The organism is Pseudomonas sp. JS3066, from assembly GCF_036328175.1.
Classification (GTDB): Bacteria; Pseudomonadota; Gammaproteobacteria; order Pseudomonadales; family Pseudomonadaceae; genus Metapseudomonas.
Genome location: NZ_CP143312.1, coordinates 3,258,448 through 3,279,273, shown reverse-complemented (window position 1 = coordinate 3,279,273; position 20,826 = coordinate 3,258,448). Strand labels below are relative to the sequence as shown.

25 protein-coding genes are annotated in these 20,826 nt (G+C 61.7%); 11 read left to right on the top strand and 14 right to left on the bottom strand.

Features of this window, described 5'->3' with window-relative positions; translation table 11 throughout:
* Positions 1 to 25: 25 nt before the first annotated feature.
* Positions 26 to 1,105, bottom strand: a complete 1,080-nt coding sequence (locus SA496_RS15400; RefSeq protein ID WP_120650432.1) for a patatin-like phospholipase family protein — start codon at positions 1,103 to 1,105, stop codon at positions 26 to 28.
* Positions 1,106 to 1,275: 170 nt separating this feature from the next.
* On the opposite strand from SA496_RS15400, the gene SA496_RS15395 reads away from it, so the two are divergent.
* The 4 genes from SA496_RS15395 to SA496_RS15380 are packed head-to-tail and all read left to right on the top strand — an operon-like array spanning position 1,276 to position 3,885.
* The gene (locus SA496_RS15395) at positions 1,276 to 1,584 is read left to right on the top strand and encodes a PepSY domain-containing protein (protein WP_077526139.1); all 309 of its coding nucleotides are present in this window, start codon (positions 1,276 to 1,278) and stop codon (positions 1,582 to 1,584) included.
* On the top strand, positions 1,584 to 1,898 hold the full coding sequence (locus SA496_RS15390) for a PepSY domain-containing protein (RefSeq protein ID WP_120650434.1): 315 nt from the start codon (positions 1,584 to 1,586) through the stop codon (positions 1,896 to 1,898). The genes SA496_RS15395 and SA496_RS15390 overlap by 1 nt, the downstream gene beginning before the upstream one ends.
* Positions 1,898 to 2,566, top strand: a complete 669-nt coding sequence (locus SA496_RS15385) for a response regulator transcription factor (RefSeq protein WP_120650436.1) — start codon at positions 1,898 to 1,900, stop codon at positions 2,564 to 2,566. Before SA496_RS15390 ends, SA496_RS15385 begins: the two co-directional genes overlap by 1 nt.
* Complete coding sequence (locus SA496_RS15380; protein WP_153920761.1) at positions 2,563 to 3,885, top strand: sensor histidine kinase; 1,323 nt, start codon at positions 2,563 to 2,565, stop codon at positions 3,883 to 3,885. Before SA496_RS15385 ends, SA496_RS15380 begins: the two co-directional genes overlap by 4 nt.
* A gap of 129 nt (positions 3,886 to 4,014) precedes the next feature.
* On the opposite strand, the gene SA496_RS15375 is transcribed toward SA496_RS15380, so the two are convergent.
* The 3 genes from SA496_RS15375 to SA496_RS15365 all read right to left on the bottom strand — a co-directional run bounded on the left by SA496_RS15375 (position 4,015) and on the right by SA496_RS15365 (position 6,798).
* Positions 4,015 to 4,536 (bottom strand): AAA family ATPase, encoded by a 522-nt coding sequence (locus tag SA496_RS15375; RefSeq protein ID WP_120650440.1) that lies wholly within the window; start codon positions 4,534 to 4,536, stop codon positions 4,015 to 4,017.
* Complete coding sequence (gene pnuC / locus SA496_RS15370; protein ID WP_120650441.1) at positions 4,533 to 5,099, bottom strand: nicotinamide riboside transporter PnuC; 567 nt, start codon at positions 5,097 to 5,099, stop codon at positions 4,533 to 4,535. The genes SA496_RS15375 and pnuC overlap by 4 nt, the downstream gene beginning before the upstream one ends.
* 64 nt (positions 5,100 to 5,163) lie before the next feature.
* On the bottom strand, positions 5,164 to 6,798 hold the full coding sequence (locus tag SA496_RS15365; protein WP_153920757.1) for a methyl-accepting chemotaxis protein: 1,635 nt from the start codon (positions 6,796 to 6,798) through the stop codon (positions 5,164 to 5,166).
* A gap of 270 nt (positions 6,799 to 7,068) precedes the next feature.
* Between SA496_RS15365 and SA496_RS15360 the strand changes: the two genes are divergently transcribed.
* Complete coding sequence (locus tag SA496_RS15360; RefSeq protein WP_120650445.1) at positions 7,069 to 7,899, top strand: undecaprenyl-diphosphate phosphatase; 831 nt, start codon at positions 7,069 to 7,071, stop codon at positions 7,897 to 7,899.
* A gap of 49 nt (positions 7,900 to 7,948) precedes the next feature.
* On the opposite strand, the gene SA496_RS15355 is transcribed toward SA496_RS15360, so the two are convergent.
* A complete protein-coding gene (locus tag SA496_RS15355) occupies positions 7,949 to 9,298 on the bottom strand; it encodes a heavy metal sensor histidine kinase (RefSeq protein WP_153920755.1) in 1,350 nt (449 codons plus the stop codon).
* A complete protein-coding gene (locus tag SA496_RS15350) occupies positions 9,298 to 9,978 on the bottom strand; it encodes a heavy metal response regulator transcription factor (RefSeq protein ID WP_153920753.1) in 681 nt (226 codons plus the stop codon). The genes SA496_RS15355 and SA496_RS15350 overlap by 1 nt, the downstream gene beginning before the upstream one ends.
* Positions 9,979 to 10,141: 163 nt before the next feature.
* Between SA496_RS15350 and queF the strand changes: the two genes are divergently transcribed.
* Positions 10,142 to 10,975, top strand: a complete 834-nt coding sequence (gene queF, locus SA496_RS15345) for an NADPH-dependent 7-cyano-7-deazaguanine reductase QueF (RefSeq protein ID WP_120650451.1) — start codon at positions 10,142 to 10,144, stop codon at positions 10,973 to 10,975.
* A gap of 43 nt (positions 10,976 to 11,018) precedes the next feature.
* On the opposite strand, the gene SA496_RS15340 is transcribed toward queF, so the two are convergent.
* The 3 genes from SA496_RS15340 to SA496_RS15330 form a co-directional block, all read right to left on the bottom strand.
* Positions 11,019 to 11,282, bottom strand: a complete 264-nt coding sequence (locus SA496_RS15340; RefSeq protein WP_120650454.1) for a DUF4404 family protein — start codon at positions 11,280 to 11,282, stop codon at positions 11,019 to 11,021.
* A 132-nt stretch (positions 11,283 to 11,414) separates the two neighbouring features.
* On the bottom strand, positions 11,415 to 12,155 hold the full coding sequence (locus tag SA496_RS15335; RefSeq protein WP_330114062.1) for an HAD family phosphatase: 741 nt from the start codon (positions 12,153 to 12,155) through the stop codon (positions 11,415 to 11,417).
* A gap of 55 nt (positions 12,156 to 12,210) precedes the next feature.
* The gene (locus tag SA496_RS15330) at positions 12,211 to 12,630 is read right to left on the bottom strand and encodes an acyl-CoA thioesterase (RefSeq protein WP_120650458.1); all 420 of its coding nucleotides are present in this window, start codon (positions 12,628 to 12,630) and stop codon (positions 12,211 to 12,213) included.
* A 110-nt stretch (positions 12,631 to 12,740) separates the two neighbouring features.
* Here SA496_RS15330 and SA496_RS15325 point away from each other — a divergent pair, with 110 nt between their 5' ends.
* On the top strand, positions 12,741 to 13,442 hold the full coding sequence (locus SA496_RS15325) for an MlaA family lipoprotein (RefSeq protein WP_330114061.1): 702 nt from the start codon (positions 12,741 to 12,743) through the stop codon (positions 13,440 to 13,442).
* 70 nt (positions 13,443 to 13,512) lie between these two features.
* Here the strand turns inward: SA496_RS15325 and SA496_RS15320 are convergent, their stop codons facing one another.
* Complete coding sequence (locus tag SA496_RS15320) at positions 13,513 to 13,812, bottom strand: PilZ domain-containing protein (protein ID WP_280358994.1); 300 nt, start codon at positions 13,810 to 13,812, stop codon at positions 13,513 to 13,515.
* Positions 13,813 to 14,028: 216 nt separating this feature from the next.
* Between SA496_RS15320 and rssB the strand changes: the two genes are divergently transcribed.
* Positions 14,029 to 15,213 (top strand): two-component system response regulator RssB, encoded by a 1,185-nt coding sequence (rssB, locus tag SA496_RS15315; protein WP_120650463.1) that lies wholly within the window; start codon positions 14,029 to 14,031, stop codon positions 15,211 to 15,213.
* On the top strand, positions 15,210 to 15,692 hold the full coding sequence (gene rssC, locus SA496_RS15310) for an anti-sigma factor antagonist RssC (RefSeq protein WP_077526154.1): 483 nt from the start codon (positions 15,210 to 15,212) through the stop codon (positions 15,690 to 15,692). The genes rssB and rssC overlap by 4 nt, the downstream gene beginning before the upstream one ends.
* A 65-nt stretch (positions 15,693 to 15,757) precedes the next feature.
* Here the strand turns inward: rssC and tal are convergent, their stop codons facing one another.
* A complete protein-coding gene (tal, locus tag SA496_RS15305) occupies positions 15,758 to 16,684 on the bottom strand; it encodes a transaldolase (protein WP_330114060.1) in 927 nt (308 codons plus the stop codon).
* Between the two features lie 285 nt (positions 16,685 to 16,969).
* Here tal and SA496_RS15300 point away from each other — a divergent pair, with 285 nt between their 5' ends.
* A complete protein-coding gene (locus SA496_RS15300; RefSeq protein ID WP_120650467.1) occupies positions 16,970 to 17,356 on the top strand; it encodes a hypothetical protein in 387 nt (128 codons plus the stop codon).
* Here SA496_RS15300 and dusA read toward each other — a convergent pair.
* Positions 17,326 to 18,336, bottom strand: coding sequence for a tRNA dihydrouridine(20/20a) synthase DusA (gene dusA, locus SA496_RS15295; protein WP_330114059.1), 1,011 nt, complete (start codon positions 18,334 to 18,336; stop codon positions 17,326 to 17,328). The genes SA496_RS15300 and dusA overlap by 31 nt on opposite strands.
* A 169-nt stretch (positions 18,337 to 18,505) precedes the next feature.
* Here dusA and SA496_RS15290 point away from each other — a divergent pair, with 169 nt between their 5' ends.
* Positions 18,506 to 19,576 (top strand): site-specific integrase, encoded by a 1,071-nt coding sequence (locus SA496_RS15290; RefSeq protein WP_330114058.1) that lies wholly within the window; start codon positions 18,506 to 18,508, stop codon positions 19,574 to 19,576.
* Between the two features lie 9 nt (positions 19,577 to 19,585).
* Here the strand turns inward: SA496_RS15290 and SA496_RS15285 are convergent, their stop codons facing one another.
* Together SA496_RS15285 and SA496_RS15280 are read right to left on the bottom strand one after the other, a co-directional pair.
* Positions 19,586 to 19,870: a pyocin activator PrtN family protein gene (locus SA496_RS15285; RefSeq protein ID WP_330114057.1), complete on the bottom strand. Its 285-nt coding sequence runs from the start codon at positions 19,868 to 19,870 to the stop codon at positions 19,586 to 19,588.
* A gap of 17 nt (positions 19,871 to 19,887) precedes the next feature.
* Positions 19,888 to 20,139 (bottom strand): hypothetical protein, encoded by a 252-nt coding sequence (locus SA496_RS15280; RefSeq protein WP_330114056.1) that lies wholly within the window; start codon positions 20,137 to 20,139, stop codon positions 19,888 to 19,890.
* Positions 20,140 to 20,826: the final 687 nt, after the last annotated feature.

Genomic DNA, 20,826 nt, shown 5'->3' with positions numbered 1-20,826 from the left:
CTCCTTTCGCTCCATGCGTCTCAGGTCATAGGTTCTGCAATCGCTCCGCGAGTTTCCCGCTGTCCACCAGTTCGAGGAATTCGTCGCCCAGTCTCTGACTTTCGGCCATGGCCTTGCGCCAATAGCGTTCGCGCCCGGCATCGTCGCCGAGATAGCGCTTGAAATCCTTGCGGTCGGGCAGTTTGCCATGAGGTAGCGTGGCCAGATACTCGCGTGACGGAGAAATCAACAGCACGTCCTGAAGCCGCTCGGCATTGCCCTTGCGCCAGGGCAGGCCCTTGTCGAACCAGCCGGGTACCACCTTGTCGGTGAAGTGCGGATAGAGCACCACGCCGCCCGGGTTGTAGGGCAGGTCCAGGTGATAGTCGAGAAGGCCGCCATCGCGGTAGGTGCCTGGTCCGGCGCCTGGGATATCGCGCACGCCTTCCATCACCATGGGGATCGAGCCGGAGGCGAGCAGGGCATGGCGCAGGTTGCTCGCGTCCAGCGTGTGATAGCGCGAGGGGAAATCGGACAGCGTCGTCAGCGGTGGTGCCTGGCGCGTATCGTGGAGGATGACCCGCTCGAAGTGACGAGCCAGATGCGGGCGGCCCAGCAGGTTGCTGCCGATTACCGATGACAGCCCCAACCCCAGTGCACTGCGCCGGTCATGGGCAAGCAGGCCGTGACTCTTCACCACCACCACGTTCAGGCGGTAATGGGGGTTGGCGAGTACCTGGGCATCCTGGTCCTGGAGCAGGTCGTCCAGCATCAGGCCGCAGAGGCGACTGACTTCCGCCATGCTCACGCCCTTGGGGAAGCGTTGGCTGGTGTAGAGCTCGCCCAGCCGGCGAATACCGTCGACTGAATTCGGCAGGCAGGCACTGGCGAAACGCCAGGAACCGATGGAGGCACCGATCAGTGCGCGTTCGCGCGGGTAGCGTGGTAGCCAGTCACCAAACAGCGCCAGGTCCAGGCCCTGGATTCCCAGTGCCTTGGGGCCGCCAGCCGCACCCGGCAGGATGCCGACATCGGCAGGCTTGAGGCCCTGCCCACGAATGTGCGCCTGGGCGCGGCGTCCAGCGCGCAGGGTGAGGGCAGGGAACTTGATCTGGATGGCGCTCATACAGGGCTCCTGAAAGCAAGGCAGCGATTATAGTGGCCACCCCGTCAAGGCCAAGCTTCTTCAGGGTATGAATGATCCTTCCCAAGTCTTAATGGGAATTCAGCTTCAATTAAGTCGTCCCCGGTATCTTGAGCCCATCGAAAGCACTCATTCCCCCGAGGAGATTACCCATGAAGAAGCTTGCTGCCCTGTTCACCCTTGCTACTCTCGCCGCCACTGCCGGTATTGCCCAGGCGCGTGACCTTGGCCCGGACGAGGCCCTCAAGCTGCGTGACGCCGGGACCATCCAGTCGTTCGAGAAGCTCAATGCCGCAGCGCTGGCCAAGCACGCTGGCGGCACCATCAACGAAACCGAGCTGGAAGAGGAGTACGGCCGCTACATCTACCAGGTTGAGCTGCGCGACGCCCAGGGCGTGCAATGGGACCTGGAGCTTGATGCCACCAATGGCCAGATCCTCAAGGATCATCAGGACGACTGATGCGCTGGATCCTTCGCTACAGTGGGATCATCGCCCTGATCCTGGCCGTCTTCGCACTTGAGGCGATGGCCAGGGATCTGGATCAGGACGAAGCCCTCAGGCTCCGTGAAGAGGGTGTCATCCTGCCACTCGAACAGCTGTTGCGCAGCGCCCTGGGGCTTTACCCCGGGGCGCGCCTGCTGGAGGCCGAGCTGGAAGAGGAAGACGACGTCTACATTTACGAGGTTGAACTGGTCACCACCGATGGCACGGTGCGTGAACTGGAAGTGGACGCCCGTGACGGGCGCATTCTGAAGGACGAGGAAGACGACTGATGCGGTTGTTGCTGGTAGAGGATCATGTACCCCTGGCCGATGAGCTGACCACCAGCCTCGGTCGTCAAGGCTATGCCGTGGATTGGCTGGCCGACGGCCGCGATGCCTTGCACCAGGGGGCCAGCGAGCCCTACGACCTGATCATCCTGGACCTCGGCCTCCCTGGTAAACCTGGGCTCGAGGTCTTGCAGGAATGGCGCGCCGGCGGCCTGTCGACACCCGTGCTGATCCTCACTGCACGTGGCTCCTGGGCGGAGCGCATCGATGGTCTCAAGGCCGGCGCCGATGACTACCTGACCAAGCCCTTCCATCCCGAGGAACTGGCCCTGCGCATCCAGGCGCTGCTGCGTCGCGCGCACGGAATGGCGAACCAGCCGCAGCTGGAAGCGGCAGGCCTGCAGCTGGATGAAGGGCGCCAATGCGTCACTCGTAATGGAGAAGAGGTGCAACTCACCGCCGCTGAGTTCCGCCTGCTGCGCTACTTCATGCTGCACCCCGGCCAACTGCTCTCCAAGAGCCACCTGGCCGAGCATCTTTATGACGGCGAGACCGAGCGGGATTCCAATGTGATCGAGGTGCACGTCAATCACCTGCGACGCAAGCTCGGCCGAGATGTCATCGAGACGCGACGAGGACAGGGCTATCGATTCACCGGTGAGGGCCGATGAGGTCGATCCAGCGTCGGCTCAGCCTTGGGCTGGTCGGCGTGCTGCTACTGGTGGGGCTGGTTCTGGCGCAGACCAGCCTCTGGTTGTTCGACCTGGGGTTGCGACGCTATCTGGCCGAGGGGCTGCGCAGTGAGGCCGAACTCCTGCTGGGCTCTCTGGTACGTGGCCAGACCGGCATCCAGCTTGATGAAAAACGACTCAATCCTGCCCATCAGCAGCCTTATTCCGGCCGCTATTTCATCATCCAGCTGGATGACGAACCTTGGCGCTCGCGCTCGCTCTGGGATGCCGAACTCCCTATGCCAGCGAACAAGGGGTTGGCCGAAGGCTTGTTGCCAGGGCCCGATGATCAGGAGCTGCTGGCCTGGCGCGGTGATTATCGCCGCTTCGGTCGCCAGGTACGGATAGTCGTCGCCCAGGACTACACCCCCGTGCTGGAAAGCTTTCGTCGCGTGCGCTGGATGGGCCTCGCCCTTGGCGCGGCCGGACTGCTGCTGATCCTCACCTTGCAGCGCATTACCGTGCGCCGGGCCTTGCGTCCGCTGGAGGAGGTTCGCCAGCAGATCGCCCAGCTGCAACAGGGGCAACGCAGCGAGCTGGACAGCCAGGTGCCCGAGGAGCTGGAACTCTTGGTAACGCAGATCAACCGGCTGCTCAGTCACACCGAAGACACCCTCAAGCGTTCCCGCAACGCCCTGGGTAACCTTGGGCACGCGTTGAAAACGCCGCTGGCGGTGCTCGTCAGCCTGGCCAACCGGGAAGAGCTGCGTGACCAGCCGGAGCTGCGCGCGATCCTGCGCGAACAGCTGGAGCAGATCGAGCAGCGCCTGGGCCGTGAACTGGGACGTGCGCGTCTGGCGGGGGAGGCGTTGCCTGGGGCGCATTTCGATTGCGCCGAAGAGCTACCAGGCCTGTTTTCCACCCTGGCGATGATCCATGAACGTGGGTTGGACCTGGACTGGGACGTCCCCGAAGGCCTGCGCCTGCCCTGGGACAGGGAAGACCTGCTGGAGCTGCTCGGTAACCTGCTGGATAACGCCTGCAAATGGGCGGAAACCCAGGTCAACCTGACGATTCGTGGCGGAGCGGATGGCTACAGCCTGATGGTGGACGATGACGGCCCGGGCATTGCCGAAGACAAGCGCGAAGAAGTCATCGGCCGTGGCGCGCGCCTGGACGAGCAGGTGGCGGGTCACGGCCTGGGGCTTGGCATCGTGCGAGACATAGTCGAGTCCTGGAATGGTCGCCTGAGCCTGCAGGAAAGTCCGCTGGGTGGATTGCGGGTAAGGATCGAACTCCCTGCGGCAATGACACCGTAGGGGCGCTTCTCCTGTGGGGACGATTTCAATCGCCAGTTGGACCGAAGGTTCGCCCTCCAACCTCGATGGGGCAGCTGTGCTGCCCTTGGCGAATGAGTTCGCCCCTACATTGATTTGCAGCGCCTCGCATCAGCGCAGCCAACGAGCAATCCGTTGCAGCACTTGCAGACGGCGGCTTTGCCAGTCCCCTTCGATCACTTCATATCGCTGGCCGGTGCCATCCAGCCAGCTCCTGCAATCCTCGAAGAACGTCATTCGATCCGCTAATTCAGGCTGGCAGCGCTGGCCGTCGTCCACCCATTCAACGCGCTGCGGACTCAACAACAGGTGCAGGTCGTAGCTGCGCGACAGTAGCTCGCGCTCCAGCCACTCTGGGCAGTCTTTGAATAGCTTGCGGCTCCAGAGGATGTTGCTGAGCAGGTGGGTATCGAGAATCAGCAGGGGCGGCGCCTTGGCGCGGGCATTGTCTTCCCATTCGAGCTGGCCGCGGGCAATGGCTGGGATGTCGGCATAACAGGTGTCACGCTGTTCGCGCTCGATAAAGTGGCGTACGTACTCCCCCACGAGCAGGCCGCCGAATTCAGCCTGGATCGTCGCCGCCAGCCAGCTCTTGCCGCTGGATTCAGGCCCCGTCAGTACCAGCACTTTCATGCTGCGGCTGGCGCCAGCTCGCGCCTCCAGGTGCGCCAGCCCTGCACGGCCAGCAGGGTGAAAAGCCCATAGAGCGCGGCGGTTAGATAAAGCCCCTTGCTGAGGAAGAGCAGGACGAAAAGCACGTCCAGCACGATCCAGAGCAGCCAGCATTCGACACGCTTGTGTGCCATCCAGAACTGGGCCACCAGGCTGAAGGCGGTGAGCGCGGCATCCCACCAGGGCGCTGCGGCGTCGGTCCAGGTTGCCATGACAAATCCCAACACAAGACTACCGACGGCTCCGGAAAAAACACCCAAGGCTAGCGGTTGCGTGCCCAGGCGGCTGACCTGGCGACCGTTGTGCAGCGTGCCGCCGTCGGTCCATTGCCACCAGCCGTAGAGCTGAAGAACGGCGTAGACCAGTTGCAGGAGCATGTCTGAGTAGAGCTTCACTTCGAAGAAGATCCAGCTGTACATCAGAACCATGACCAGGCCGATGGGCCAGCACCACGGGTTCTGCCTGACGGTGAGCCAGACCGCCAGCACGCCCAGGCTGGCGGCGATGAGTTCGAGAGGGGACACCCGGTCGATTCCATGGAAGAAAGCCGTCGATTGTAACGGCTCGCTCCAGTTTCGGTTGGGACAGCTACACGCGGAACTGTCCCAGCAGTTGGTTGAGCTGCTCGGCCAGTTGTCCGAGGCGCTGGCTGGCGCCTGTGGTCTGTTCGGCCGCACTGGCGCTGTCGTGGGCCAGGCCGGCAGCCTGGGTGACGTTCTGGTTGATGTCCTCCACCACGTGGGATTGCTGCAACGTAGCGCTGGCAATCGAGGCGTTGAGACCTGTCAGGGTGCGCAGCACCTGGGCGATCTGCGCCAGGCTCTCGCCGGCCTGGCTGGCCTGGTCCACCGTGGCGCGGGAGGCGCGGTTGCTTTCGTCGATCACCTGAACTGCTGCCGCGGAGTTCTGCTGCAGGCGTTCGATCATGACCTGGATTTCTGCGGTCGACTTCTGGGTTCGCTGGGCCAGCAGGCGAACTTCATCGGCCACCACGGCAAATCCACGGCCCTGCTCGCCGGCCCGGGCGGCTTCGATGGCGGCATTCAGTGCCAGCAGGTTGGTCTGTTCGGCAATTGAACGGATCACTTCCAGCACACTGCCGATCTGGGCGCTTTCCTGAGCCAGCGTCTGGATGACGTCCACCGCCTTGGTGATGGTGGTGGAGAGTTGGTCGATCTGTCGCAGGCTGCTGTCGATGTTGTCATGGCCCTGGCGCGCTTGCTCTTCGGCGTGACGCACTTCACTGGCCGCATGCTCGGCGTTCTTCGCCACGTCCTGCACGCCGTAGGTGACTTCGTTGATGGCGGTGGCCACTTGCTCCATTTGCAGCGATTGCTGCTCGCTCTGGCGCAGCCCGTTGCTGGCAATGCCGTCGAGGCTGCTCGCGGCCTGGTCGAGGGCGTTTGCGGCGTCCAGGGACTGGCGGATCACGCCTCGCAGTTTTCCTGTAAAGGCATTGAAGTGACCGCCCAGGGCCGTGATCTCGTCGCGGCCTTGGGTATCCAGGCTGCTGGTGAGGTCGCCCTCGCCGCTGGCAATGTTGGCCATCGCGGAAACCACTTCGTCCAGCGGACGGGTGATGCTGCGCGCGATGACGATGACCAGCAGCGCCATCACGATGGCAATGGCCAATCCCACCAATGAGGCGCGCATGGCCTGATCACGGAACTCCACCTGCATGTCGTCGATGTAGATGCCCGAGCCGATTACCCAGCCCCAGGGGGCGAACAACTGGACGTAGGAAACCTTCGGCACCGGGTCGCTCGCACCCGGTTTGGGCCAGCGGTACTCGACGAAGCCAGCGCCCTGAGCCTTGGCAACGCGCGCCATTTCATTGAACAGCGCCTTGCCGTCCGGGTCCTTGTAGCCGGAGAGATCCTGGCCCTCCAGTTTGGCGTTGGTCGGGTGCATGATCATGCGCGGCGTCAGATCGTTGATCCAGAAGTAGTCGCCCTTGTCGTATCGCAGGACGCGGACTGCCTGCATCGCTTGCTTCTGCGCTTCTTCGCGGGGCAGGGTGCCTGCGGCTTCCTGGGACTGGTAGTACTGCAGCACGCCCACTGCGGTCTCGACCACATGGCGGGTCTTCTGCTCCTTACCCTGGTAGAGGTCGTCGTAGATCTGCTGCAGCATCAGCACGCCAAGGGTGACCAGCATGAATACCGCGACGATGAGGATCAGCCAGAGACGGCGGCTGATCGGCAGGTTGCGCAAGCTGTGCATGGGGCGGGAACTCCTGGTTTCTTGTTATTGGTTACGTGCCTGAAGCAGAGCAGTCCGCGTGGCTGATTTCAATCAGCCTTTAGCCGCGATTTCCAATGGGCTCTCTGTTAGCATTTCGGCGCTTCGGGGCAAAGCTGAAGGCTCGTTTGTCCCCGGAACCCGCACGTCGGTGCCCGGTCTCATCGCCGAACCGCACATTTGCGCCACCAGCCAACTGCATGCACGTAACGAAAAGGCCGCCAGCAGAGCGCGCCTTGGGGGAGATTTTCGATGGATTTGTGGACGGCCTTGCAGGCCATCATTCTGGGGATTGTCGAGGGCCTGACGGAGTTCCTGCCGATCTCCAGTACCGGCCACCAGATCGTGGTCGCGGACCTGCTGGGATTCACCGGTGAACGGGCGATCGCCTTCAACATCATCATCCAGCTCGCAGCCATTCTCGCAGTTGTCTGGGAATATCGACGCAAGATCTTCGACGTCGTCGTCGGCCTGCCCACACAGCGCAACGCCCAGCGCTTCACCCTCAACCTGCTGGTGGCCTTCTTCCCGGCAGTGATCCTGGGGGTGGCGTTCTCCGACATCATTCACCACTACCTGTTCAACCCCATCACCGTTGCGTCGGCCCTGGTGGTCGGTGGCGTGGTCATTCTCTGGGCGGAGCAGCGTCAGCATCGCGTAGAGGCCGAATCCGTAGATGAAATGACCTGGAAGCATGCACTCAAGGTTGGTTGCGCACAGTGCCTGGCGCTGGTTCCGGGCACCTCCCGCTCGGGTGCGACCATCATTGGCGGGCTGCTCTTCGGTCTGTCGCGCAAGGCGGCCACCGAGTTTTCCTTCTTCCTCGCCATGCCCACCATGGTCGGCGCGGCAGTCTACTCGGGCTACAAGTATCGCGACCTGTTCCAGCCGAGCGACCTGCCGGTGTTCGCCCTGGGCTCCGTGGTGTCGTTCATCTTCGCCATGATCGCCGTGCGCAGTCTGCTGAAGTTCATTGGTAGCCACAGTTACGCGGCGTTCGCCTGGTATCGAATCGGCTTCGGCCTGTTGATCCTGGCGACCTGGCAGTTGGGGCTGATCGACTGGTCCACTGCACAGCCCTGATTGGTTTGATGTGCCGGGAAGGCGCGCCACATGGTGCGCCTTCTGCGTTTCAGGGGGTGGGGAATTCGAGGATGAAGCGTGTCCAGCCATTGGCGGATTCGCAGCGGATTTCGCCGCCATGGGCGCGCACGATGGAGCGGGTGATGGCCAGGCCCAGGCCGGCATGCTCACGACCTTCGCGGCGCGCGGGGTCGGCACGGAAGAAACGGTCGAACAGGCGCGGCAGCAATTCCGGGCGGATATCCTCGCCGTTATTGGCCACCGTCAGGTTCAGGCCGTTGGTGTGTCTGACCAGCTCTACTTCGATGCGGCCACCTTGCGGGGTGAAGCGCAGCGCGTTGTCCAGCAGGTTGGATAGCGCACGGCGCAGCATTTCCCGGTCGGCGTTCAACTGGCCGTCGCCATGGCGGACCATGGTCACCTCCGCCTCCTCGGCAAGGGGGCTGAAGTAATCCAGCAGCACGTCCAATTCGTCCCCCAGCTCCAGTGTCTTTCTGTTGGTGGCCAGCAAGCCGTGCTCGGCCTTCGCCAGGAACAGCATGTCGCTGACCATTTGCGCCAGGCGCTGGAGTTCTTCCAGGTTGGAATGCAGGGTCTCGCGATATTCATCTGAAGGGCGATCCTGGCTGAGGATTACCTGCGTCTGGGTCAGCAGGTTGGACAACGGTGTGCGCAGTTCATGGGCGATATCGGCGGAGAAGGCCGAGAGCCGCTGAAAGGTGTCGTCCAGGCGCGCCAGCATGGCGTTGAAGGCGCGCACCAGTTCCACCAACTCTGGGGGAACCTGATCGTCCGCCAGCCGAGCGGTCAGGGAATTGGCAGACACCCCAGCGGCTACTTCGGCCATACGGTGCAAGGGGCGTAGGCCTCTACGTGCAGCCCAGGCGCCAAGCAGCGCCGTGGCAAGGGCGGAGAGCCCCACTGTAAGCCAGATCAGCCGCTGCATGCGTTCGAGGAAATGCTGGTGATGAGTGATGTCCAGCGCTAGCGAAAGGCGCGGCGAATCCGGATCCTGGGGCCGCAATGGCGCGCTGTACACCCGGTAGTCGATGCCATCCTGCTGCCAGTCATGCAGCCCATCACGACCTGGTGCGCGCAGGCCGTCCGCGCTGTTGAACCAGTAGTTGCCGTCGCGGCCCTCCAGACGCAAGGCAAGGTCCGGATGCAGACGCAGCTCTGTCTGCAGAGCCTCCAGTCGGGGCGCCAGAGCAGCAAGGCTGTCGACGTCATTGACCAGGGCACGAAACGCGGTCATGCGGATTTCCAGCAATTGCTGGTCGAGTTCGACGAAGTGCGCTTCGCTGGCGCGGCTGAAGAGGACGCCGGCAATCAGCGAAACGGCCGCCGTGCACGCGGCGAAGAGCAGGCCCAGGCGGGCGGTGAGTGAGAGTCTGCGCATCAGCCTTCGCGCGCCTCCAGCACGTAACCCATGCCGCGCACGGTATGGATCAGCTTGGTGGGGAAGTCGTCATCGAGCTTTGCCCGCAGTCGGCGGACGGCGACCTCGATTACGTTGGTTTCGCTGTCGAAATGCATGTCCCAGACTTCGGCGGCGATCAGTGTCTTGGGCAGGACTTCGCCCTGGCGGCGCAGCAGAAATTCCAGCAGGGCGAACTCCTTGGTCGTCAGGTCGATGCGTCGGCCGCCGCGTTCGACCCTGCGGCTTAGCAGGTCCAGGTGCAGGTCGGCGAACTCCAGGCTGGATTCCTGCGGGGCGCTGGCGCCGCGGCGGAGCAGGGTGCGCACACGGGCGAGGAGTTCGGCGAAGGCGAAGGGTTTGATCAGGTAGTCGTCGGCACCGAGTTCCAGGCCGTGGACGCGCTCGTCCACCGCGTCCCGTGCGGTCAGGAACAGCACCGGCACCTGCAGTCCGGCCTGGCGTAGGCTGCGCAGTACCTGCCAGCCGTCGAGGCCGGGAAGCATCACGTCGAGGATGATCAGGTCATAGCCGCCCGCGAGTGCCAGGTCGCGGCCCTCCAGTCCGTTGGTGACGAGGTCGGCAGCCAGGCCGGCCTCGCTCATGCCCTGGCGCAGGAACTGGCCGGTCTTGGGTTCATCTTCGACTATCAGTAGTTTCATGAGGAGCTCGTTGCTTGGGCTGGCGCGTTATATCGCGCCTTTGGAATGCGCGGGGCAAGCTGACAAAGTTGTAATGCAGGAGCACCGTTGGTGCCGTGGATTTTTCAGCAACCGCGCGGCTGTATACAATTGCGCGATTTCCGCACTTCAGGTCTTCCCGTCAATGCATCACCCCGCCGAACACTCGCCGCTGGGCAAGTCCAGCGAGTACGTCAGCACCTACAGCCCGGAGCTGTTGTTTCCCATCTCCCGCGTGACCAAGTGGAACGAACTGGGCCTGACTGTCGCGACCTTGCCGTACCAGGGCGTGGATTTCTGGAACTGCTACGAGCTGTCATGGCTGACCCCGTCCGGCAAACCGGTCGTGGCGATCAGCGAGTTCGCCATTCCTGCTGATTCGCCCAATATCATCGAATCCAAGTCGTTCAAGCTGTACCTCAATTCGCTGAACCAGTCCGTCTTTGCCAATGCCTCCGAGCTTGAGCAGGTGCTGGCGCGGGACCTGAGCGCGGCAGCGGGTGCTCCGGTCGCCGTACGGGTGCGCAGCCTGGCCGAGGTCGAAGCCGAAGGTGTCGCGGCTTCGCCCGGCGTCTGCATCGACGAGCTGGATATCGCCATCGACCGTTACGAACACCCGCAGCCCGAACTGCTTCGTGCCGAAGGCGGCCGGCAGGTGGACGAGGCGATTCACAGTCATCTGCTGAAGTCCAATTGTCCGGTCACCGGCCAGCCGGACTGGGGCACGGTGGTGGTGGAATATCGTGGGTCCAGGCGCCTGGATCACGCGAGCTTCCTCGCCTACCTGGTGAGCTTCCGCCAGCATGCTGACTTCCATGAGCAGTGCGTTGAGCGCATCTTCCTTGACCTCAAGCGGCTGTTGGAGCCGGAAGTGCTGACCGTCCATGCGCGTTATGTGCGTCGCGGCGGACTGGATATCAATCCCTACCGCAGCACCCATCCGGTGCAGACTGACAATCGTCGTCTGGTTCGGCAGTGACAAAAACCCCGACTCGAAGTCGGGGTTTTGTTTTGTGGTGAGGCTAGATACCCATGTTCGCGAGGCTTTGCATGATGTTGCGCAAGGTCCCGGCAAGGGTAGGGTGACGGGTCTCGAAGCGCTCGACGGCCAGGTTGACCCCGTCCACCAGATTGGCGTCCGGCGCCATGGCGGCATCGTGCGCCAGACGCAGTTCGATTTCCTGCATCAACTCGATCAGCGATGCGCGCTCCTCCGCATCCAGCGGCGGTTCCTCGGCCAACTGGTCGCGCAGTTGTTGCAGTTGCTGCTGCAGGCGTTCAGGCATGTCTTTCTCCCTTTGCGAATGTCTCAGGAGTGGACCTTCTGAGGAATTCAAAGGTCCCTCATGCCTTAGAGATTAATCCAGGCAAGACGGACCTGCCTGATTCGGATCAAGCCTGAAACAAATGTTTGGGGGTCAGGGTTTTTCGCCCTTCTCGCGCCGGTAGGCGAGGTCTGCCAGGCAGGGCGCCAGCTCGCCAAGGTGGTCGATCACTGAATGGGCGCCCAGGCGATACAACTCCAGGGTGGCAGTGGCACGCAGGCGGTCGCGCTCTGTGCCATCCAGGGCTCGCCAGTCCGCCGGTGCCAGCCCGCATAGGGGGCCGCTGGCGGCGAGGCCAATGGTCCAGATTCCGGCGTTCAATCCCGACTCCAGCAGGCGCGGATTGGCGCTCACCAGCACACAGCCGTCGAGGTGCGGTACACCAAGGCCAGACAGCGCTTGCCAGCAGTTGTCTGGCGCTGGCCAGGGGCGTGTTCCATTGGATTCGCTGCCCTTCATCCAGGTGGGGAGGGGCGCAGCCAGACGCCAACACACCTGCGCGGGCAACTCGTCGAGCCAGGCACAGGGCACTCCGTAGCCATCGACGAGCGCCGCCAGCTCGTCCAGGCCAGGGACGGCTTCAGCGTGCTCGCTGGCGGCGTCCAGCAGCTGTTGCAGGAAGGCCTGGTGCAGCGCTTCGCTGGCAGGAGCTCCCAGCGCATGGTCGAGGGCGGCACGTGGAGGTAGGGCGGCGGCTTCGGCCAGACGCGGGGCCGGACAGTCTGGCAGCAGTCGGCCCAGGGCAAGGGGCAGGGTGCGGGCACCGAAGTCCACGAGACAGCCAGAGAGGCCGAAGAGGAAGGCGGTGAAGGCGGGCGATTGGCTTTGAGGCATCTGCGTCATCCTGACGAGGTCTGGCGCAGGCTAGCGGCTCGGGATGACAGCAACGTTACTGCCGCTTGCCGGCCCCCATGGCCAGGCGCAGGTCATCTGGCACCGGTACCGATCTGTCGGTTGCGTGATCGATCCAGACCAACTTGCAGTGCCCTTCGCCATAGAGCGTCGCCGGGGCTTCCAGAGTGCTCAGGCGGTGTTCCAGCACCAGGCTGCTTTTGCCCACGGCCCCAGCGTAGAGCTCTATGACAACAGTGGCGGGATGCACCACCGGCTTGAGGTAGGTATGCAGTGTCTGCAGAACGACGGGGCCTTGGGACACATTGTTCATGGCGATGCCCAGACTTTCGAACCAGGCGACCCGGGCTTCTTCCAGGTACTGGATGTAAAGGGTGTTGTTGACGTGTCCGTAGCTGTCCATGTCACCCCAGCGGACGGGAATGTGAGCAACATGAAGCAAGGTTTTTTCCGGCATGCTGGCTGTTCGCTATGCTGTCCAAATGGGGCGATGGCCTTATACTGCGCGCCTTTCTCATGGGTGGCGGCGGCGGGCCGCCACACTACTTTTCTCAAGGAGAGTCTGCAATGCAATTGATCGGCGCTCGGTGGCTCGATCGTCTGGGCCGTGCTCTAGCCTGTGTCACCCTGGCAGTGCTGCCCATCGCTGCGAATGCCGCGGAAGAGGACCCTTGGGAGGGTTTCAATCGCGTGATGTTCCGCTTCAATGACACCCTTGATACCTACGCCCTGAAACCCGTTGCCAAGGGCTATCAGACCGTGACCCCGCAGTTCCTTGAAGATGGGATCCACAACGTCTTCAACAACGTCGGTGACGTCGGCAATCTGGCCAACGACCTATTCCAGGCCAAGTTCCACAATGCTGGTGTCGACACCAGCCGCCTGGTGTTCAACACCACCTTCGGCCTGTTGGGCTTCTTCGACGTGGCCACTACGATGGGCCTGCAGCGCAACGATGAAGACTTCGGCCAGACGCTCGGCTACTGGGGCGTGGGCAGCGGGCCGTACCTGGTCATCCCGTTCCTCGGCCCAAGCACCGTGCGCGATGCCGGCGGCAAGGTGCCGGATTCGTTCCTCGAACCCTATCCCTACATCGACCATGTGCCGACCCGCAACGTCACCCGTGCCGTGGACGTGGTGGATACCCGCGCCAGCCTGTTGTCAGCCGAGAAGCTGATTACCGGCGACAAGTACATCTTCATTCGCAATGCCTACCTGCAGAACCGCGAGTTCAAGGTCAAGGACGGCGAGGTCGAAGACGATTTCTGAGCCCCAGCCGGAATCAGCGGCATGAAAAAGGCGACCCCGAGGTCGCCTTTTTCGTTTCCAGCTATTGCACCTAGCGGAGAGCCAGAATGGCCAGGCCGAAGAGGCGACTGCCATCCGTGCCTTCGCCGATGCGAACCACTTCGGCATCGGCTTCCAGCCCCTTGAGCGAACTGTGCTCGGAAGGAATGAGCACCCGGACGCAATCTCCCACGCTGAGTTTGGCGCTCGCTTCGAGCTGCATGCCGCTGCTGGAAAGGTCCAGGCAAAGGGCAGGGTACTGCTGGCCGGCGTGCTCCAGGACGGCTTTGGTCTGCACCTGCATCCTTATGAAATCGCGCTTCTCGCTGTAGTTGCGGTCGTCCAGGCTCACGCGCTGATCCTCTTGTCGTCATGGAGTGGGGCCGAACCCCTTATAACTTCCAGCGATTTTGGGTGTAAAGGCAGAGTCCAACTCGCGGCGCAAGCTTGAATCGCCCTGCGGATGGGAGTACCGTCTGCGCCGTAAAGCGAACCCCCGTACTCGTGCTCGGGCCTTAGGTCGGGTGCTACAACAACCCATCCCTGGCGCCGTTTGCCTGGATACTCCATGCACAATCCCAGTGCCAAGCTGCTGATTATTGATGACGACGAGGTAGTGCGCGCGAGCCTCGCGGCCTATCTGGAAGACAGTGGATTCAGCGTTCGGCAGGCCAGTAACGGCCTGCAAGGGCTGCAGGTTTTCGAGCAGGAGCGCCCGGATCTGGTGATCTGCGACCTGCGCATGCCTCAGGTCGATGGCCTGGAGCTGATCCGTCGCATTTCCGAACTGGAAGCAGAAACCCCGGTTATCGTGGTCTCCGGTGCCGGCGTCATGAGCGACGCGGTCGAAGCCCTGCGTCTGGGGGCTGCGGATTACCTGATCAAGCCCCTGGAAGACCTGGCCGTTCTCGAGCACTCGGTGCGCCGCGCTCTCGATCGTGCGGCCCTGCGTCTGGAGAACCGCCGCTACCGCGAGAAGCTGGAGTCGGCCAACCGCGAATTGCAAGCCAGCCTGCACTTGCTGCAGGAAGACCAGAACGCCGGGCGCCAGGTGCAGATGAACATGCTGCCGGTGACGCCCTGGGAAGTGGACGGCCTGCGTTTTGCCCACCAGATCATTCCGTCGCTGTACCTTTCCGGGGACTTCGTCGACTACTTTCGAGTAGATGAGCGTCGGGTTGCCTTCTATCTGGCGGACGTTTCCGGCCATGGCGCTTCCTCGGCGTTCGTAACCGTACTGCTCAAGTTCATGACGACGCGCCTGCTCTACGAGTCCCGGCGCAATGGCATGCTGCCCGAATTCAAGCCTTCCGAGGTGTTGGGGCACATCAACCGTGGCCTGATCAACACCAAGCTGGGCAAGCACGTGACCATGCTGGGTGGCGTGATCGACGAAGAGAATGGCCAACTGACCTATAGCATTGGCGGGCACCTGCCGCTGCCGGTGCTCTACAGCGAGGGCAAGGCCACTTACCTGGCGGGCAAAGGTTTGCCGGTGGGGCTGTTTGAAGAGGCGAGCTATGATGACCGTGTCATCGACCTGCCGTCGTCTTTCAGCTTGACCTTGCTCTCCGATGGGATCCTGGACCTTTTGCCTGGGGATACCCTCAAAGATAAAGAAGCCGCGCTACCAGATATGGTCTGTGAGGCAGGTGGCAGTCTGGATGGCTTGCGACAAGTATTTGGGCTGGCCAGTCTGGGCGAGATGCCGGATGATATCGCCTTGCTGGTGTTGAGCAGGAACCTTGCATGAGTACCGGTAAAATCCAGTTTGCCGAGCAGGAAGGGACATTCGTCCTGAAGTTCGTCGGAGAAATACGACTGACCCTGTGTTCGGCCCTGGATGCGACCATTGAAAAGATCTTCTCGGCGCTGAATTTCTCGGCGATCGTGATCGACCTGACCGAAACCCAGAGTATCGACAGCACTACGCTTGGCCTGTTGGCCAAACTGTCGATTCTTTCGCGGCAGAAGGTTGGACTGTTGCCCACGGTAGTGACCACCCATCCCGACATCACACGGCTGCTGCAGTCGATGGGATTCGATCAGGTGTTCAATATCGTTGGGACGCCAGTGCCTTGCCCTGAGTGTCTTGAGGATCTGCCTCCGCAGGATCAAACCGAGGATGTGGTCCGCACCAAGGTGCTGGAGGCCCACCGCATTCTCATGGGGCTCAACGAATCCAATCGTGAAGCCTTCCACGACCTGGTCAGTGCCCTCGAACGCAGCTGATCCGTCGCGTATTCTTCCTTAAATGAAAACGCGCGCAGCCCACAAAGGCTGCGCGCGTTCTCGTTTCAGCGACGCGAGGCGAGGAGGGCTTCCAGTTTCTCCTGGTCGCGCGCGAACAGGCGGATGCCTTCGGCCAGCTTCTCGGTGCCCATGGCATCTTCGTTCAGCTGCCAACGGAAAGCTGTTTCGTCCAACACAACGCGGGCTTCTGCTACGTTGCCTGGCGCCAGGTTGCGTCCGAGCGCGCCCTGGTCGTCTGCCAGCTTCTGCAGCAGCTCGGGGCTGATGGTCAGGCGGTCGCACCCGGCGAGGGCTTCGATCTGCCCGAGGTTGCGGAAGCTCGCCCCCATTACCACGGTCCCGTAGCCATTGGCCTTGTAGTAGCGGTAGATGCGCGAGACGGACTGCACGCCCGGGTCTTCGTCACCAACGTAGTCGCGGCCCTCGGCTTTCTTGTACCAGTCGTAGATACGGCCGACGAAGGGGGAAATCAGGAACACCCCAGCATCGGCACAAGCCGCCGCCTGGGCGAAGGTGAACAGCAGGGTCAGGTTGGTCTGGATACCCATACGTTCCAGTTGTTCGGCGGCGCGAATGCCTTCCCAGGTGGAAGCGATCTTGATCAGCACGCGTTCGCGGCCGATGCCGGCTTCTTCGTACAGACCGATGAGACGCTCGGCTCGGCGCAGGGTGGCATCGGTGTCAAAGGAGAGGCGGGCATCCACCTCAGTGGAGATGCGGCCTGGAATTACCTTGAGTATTTCCTGGCCGACAGCTACGCCAAAGCGGTCGCAAGCCAGGCCCAGGTCAGCGCCGGCTACGGCAACCGCCTTGTCGAGTAGCTCGGCATAGCGTGGCATTGCGGCGGCTTTCAGCAGCAGGGAAGGGTTTGTGGTTGCGTCGACGGGCTTCAGGCGGGCGATTGCATCCAGGTCGCCGGTGTCGGCAACGACGGTGGTGTACTGCTTGAGTTGGTCCAGCTTGGAGGTCATGGCGAAACCCTGTCGTGGCGGATGGACTGACCTTACCCGAGCCGCAGGGGCTGCTCAACGGGGGCGTAAGGGCTTTTTTACAGGCCATTGGCCTGCCCATATCAAGAGACTCGGGAAAGGGGGGCTCAGGTTCCCGAGAGAAAAAGATTTCGCATTTTCATTGCGGTTTTTCCGCACTCGTCCGTCTACATCTGTGAGACCCCGAAAATTTCGAGAAACAGGCAGTAGGGAGATTCGGCCAGAGGCTCTGCAGTACGCAGGTCCTTGATCAATAAGGAGATATTAATGCGAGTACACGCCTTGCTCCGGGCCAAGCCTATCGTCCCGCAGCACATCAGCCTGAAGGTCGAAAGGAGCCCACCGAGCCTTGAACAACGTCAATTGCGGCAGATGCTGCAGCAGGAGGGGCTGAAGACCAGCATGCCGCGCCTCAAGGTGCTGGAGATCCTCTGCCAGGTCTTCCTGGAAGGCGATGACATCCCCAGTCGCTTTCTCCACGAACGCCTGGTTGACGCGGGCGAACCGCTGTCCCTGGTCAGCGTGCGCCTGGTGCTGGGAAGGATCGTGGACAGTGGCCTGGTGGCTGCCCGAGGCGGCAGCCGATATTGCCTGGCGCCGGCCTGGGAAGCCTCAATCTTGGCTCAGCGGCCGCGCAGCAGCCCGGCGGCCTGATCCAGTAGTGCCAGCGGGTCGGCGGTCTTGTGCACGTCGACTGACAACAACTGGCGGAAGCGCCGGGCTCCAGGGAACCCCTGGCCCAGACCGAGAACATGGCGGGTGATGTGGTGCATCACGCCGCCGTCCTGGATGTGGCGCTCGATATAAGGACGCATGGCCTCGAGGGCTTCGACTCGACTGATTTGCGGACCTGCGGCGCCGAACAGCGCGGCATCCACCTCGGCCAGCAGATAGGGGTTGTGGTAGGCCTCGCGGCCCAGCATCACGCCATCAAAGGTCTCAAGGTGGCCACGGCACTCATCCAGCGTCTTGATACCGCCGTTGAGGATGATTTCCAAATCCGGGAAATCTCGTTTCAGCTGTGCTGCCACGTCATAGCGCAGAGGTGGAATCTCCCGGTTTTCCTTGGGCGAGAGGCCTTCCAGGATGGCGATACGGGCATGCACGGTGAAACTACGGCAACCTGCGTCGCGCACCTTGCCGACGAAGTCGCAAAGCTCTTCGTAGCTGTCGCGGCCGTTGATGCCGATCCGGTGCTTTACCGTCACCGGGATCTCCACCGCATCCAGCATCGCCTTCACACAATCGGCCACCAGGGCAGGATGGCCCATCAGGCAGGCGCCGATCATGTTGTTCTGCACGCGGTCGCTGGGGCAGCCGACGTTCAGGTTCACTTCGTCATAGCCCGCGTCCTGGGCCATCTTCCCGCAGGCAGCCAACTCCGCTGGCACACTGCCACCCAGCTGCAGCGCCAGCGGGTGCTCCGTTTCGTCGTGACGCAGGAAGCGCTCATGGTCGCCATTAAGCAGGGCGCCAGTGGTCACCATCTCGGTGTAGAGCAGGGCATGCCGGGAGAGCTGGCGCAGGAAGAAACGACAGTGCCTATCTGTCCAGTCCATCATCGGCGCCACGGAGAAGCGGCGGGACAGGGAAGGGCGCGTGGTTACTGGCTTTGAGGCTGATTCTAGGGACATTCTGGTACTTCTGATTTTCTACCGTTTTCTGCTGTTTCCGCTTGTTTTGGGGATGTCACTGGTACAATGTACCAACCCAGAAGGCTCATGTACCAAATTACCTATGGCGACTATCAGAAAGCGGAAGCGCAAGGACGGGACGTTCGGCTATACGGCGCAGATCCGGATCATGCGCGATGGCCAGCAAGTCTATCAGGAAAGCCAGACCTTCGACCGCCAGCAGGCAGCCAAGGCCTGGGCGACCAAGCGCGAAGCGGAACTAGGGGCGCCGGGTGCGATCGAGCGCGCTAGCCGCGATGGCGTCACAATCAAGGAGGTCATCGAGCATTATCTGGAGGAGTACGAGCGCAGGCGCCCGCTTGGCAAGACCAAGCGCCAGGCGCTCAAGGCCATTAGCGACACCTGGATCGGTGAGGTGGCTGACCGAGACCTGACCAGCCAGAGGCTGGTGGAGTTCGCCCAGTGGCGAATGACCAAGGCGGGCGGCGGCGTGCAGGCGCAGACGGTCGGGAACGACCTGGCGCACCTAGGCGCCGTGCTCTCAGTGGCACGCCCGGCCTGGGGCTATGAGATTGACCCGCAAGCCATCGGTGACGCTCGTAAGGTACTGCGGACCCTGGGAGCTGTTAGCCGCAGCAAGGAGCGCTCCCGGCGGCCTGCCGCCAAGGAACTGGACAAGATCCTGACGCACTTCTTCGATCTGCTGCGCTGGAAACCCAGCGCGATCAACATGCCGAAGGTCATCGCATTTGCCATCTTTTCGACGCGCCGCCAGGAAGAAATCACCCGCATCCGCTGGGAGGATCTGGACGTGGCCGGCCAGAAAGTGCTGGTGCGGGACATGAAGAACCCCGGACAGAAGATTGGCAACGATGTCTGGTGCCATCTGCCGGACGAGGCAATGGCAATCATCGAGACGATGCCCAAGGACTGCCCGGAGATCTTCCCCTATAACGGCAATTCCATCGGCACCTCATGGCGCAATGCCTGCAAGTTCCTCGAGATCGAGGACCTGCACTTCCACGACCTTCGCCACGATGGCGTCAGTCGTCTATTCGAAATGGATTGGGATATTCCGCGTGTGGCCAGCGTGTCGGGCCACCGGGATTGGAACTCGCTGCGGCGCTATACGCACCTGCGAGGGAGAGGGGACCCCTATCAGGGGTGGAGTTGGCTGGAGCGGATCATTGCGGCGCCCGTTGAATTGGGCGCGCGAGTACAACGGAAAGGGGAGGGCTAGCGCCTCCCCTTATCCGCTCCTCCGAAAAGGGTTCCGTCCGTGCAGCTTGTCGTTCTCGACCTTGGCCGCCTGGTGCTGGGCGTCCAAGTACTTGGCCAGGTCAGTCAGGGCAACGCCCTTGGCCGATTTCTGGCTTCCTTCCATGCGCACGATCGGCAGATCAATGGCACCGGCCAGGACCTTCTGTTGGAACTTCTCCGGCGTCAGGTGGCTGAAGTAGTCGGCGCAGATGCGGTCCAGGGGGATGATTGCGGTGCTGTTGTACTGTGCAATCAGTAGGAAAATGGTGTTCATTGTATGTACCTCGCTAGTCAGCGCCGGTGCTGAGCTACTTCGGTGCTGATACCGAACGTGGACGTAAGCAGTTCCTGCCGAAACCATTCGCCTGGGTAAACCTTCATGGTGTCGTTATTGGTGGCGCGCATGATGAGGAACTTCTCCTGGGTTGATTGCACCTCTTGATGCTGAGGAGAAAACTCTTGGTTGAGTTGGCAATTGAGCCCAGTTGAGGGCACAGATTGGCGAGGGGCTCTGTCTGCGGTGGCTGGATTAGTTGTGTTCACTTGGTTCTCCTCGATCCATTCCCGCGCGATTCGGCGCGGCGCCCATCGATCCAGCTTGCCAGTCAGTGAAAAATGCTAGGAAACCGAGTTCCGCTTCAGAGGTGTCGGCATTCCAAAACAGGCCAGAGAGTCCAGCCGATGACCAGGCAGATACTGGTCCATACAGCAATCGGTATTCGCAGGGCCAGCAAGCGGGCCGAACTACGAGGCTTTGAGTGCGAGCTGTGAATAGCTCGCATCTCTGAACGCAGCCACGACACAGGAGCCGAGTGGAACGACATTAAAAGCAGGACTCTCAGAAAGCTTGCCGTCACCGGATTTTCGCAGGCGTAGGAAACTCCTGAGTCGGTGGTGTCAGCAGTTACTTGGATGTAAATCGCGAAAATAAAAAGTAGTGGAGCGTTGAATGCAAACACCTGCCAAGGTGATTTCATAGCTTTCTCCATTGTTTCGTGTGCGATATTGAGATGGGTCGAAGGAGCTTATTTTTATTTCTCTAAATAGAGTGCAAGTCGAGAACTTAAAAGTCGTCGGGGTTAAGGTTTGTGAGGCGTGTGTGGGTGAGGAGTGAGGTAATAGTCTTCTGGTGCTCCAATAGAGCCAGTCCTGGGCATAAGGATCGGCAGGAATATGGTTTTGGTGTAGAGAGGGTTTAGTTGTTTTGAGTTGGTTGAGTGGTTTTTTGTT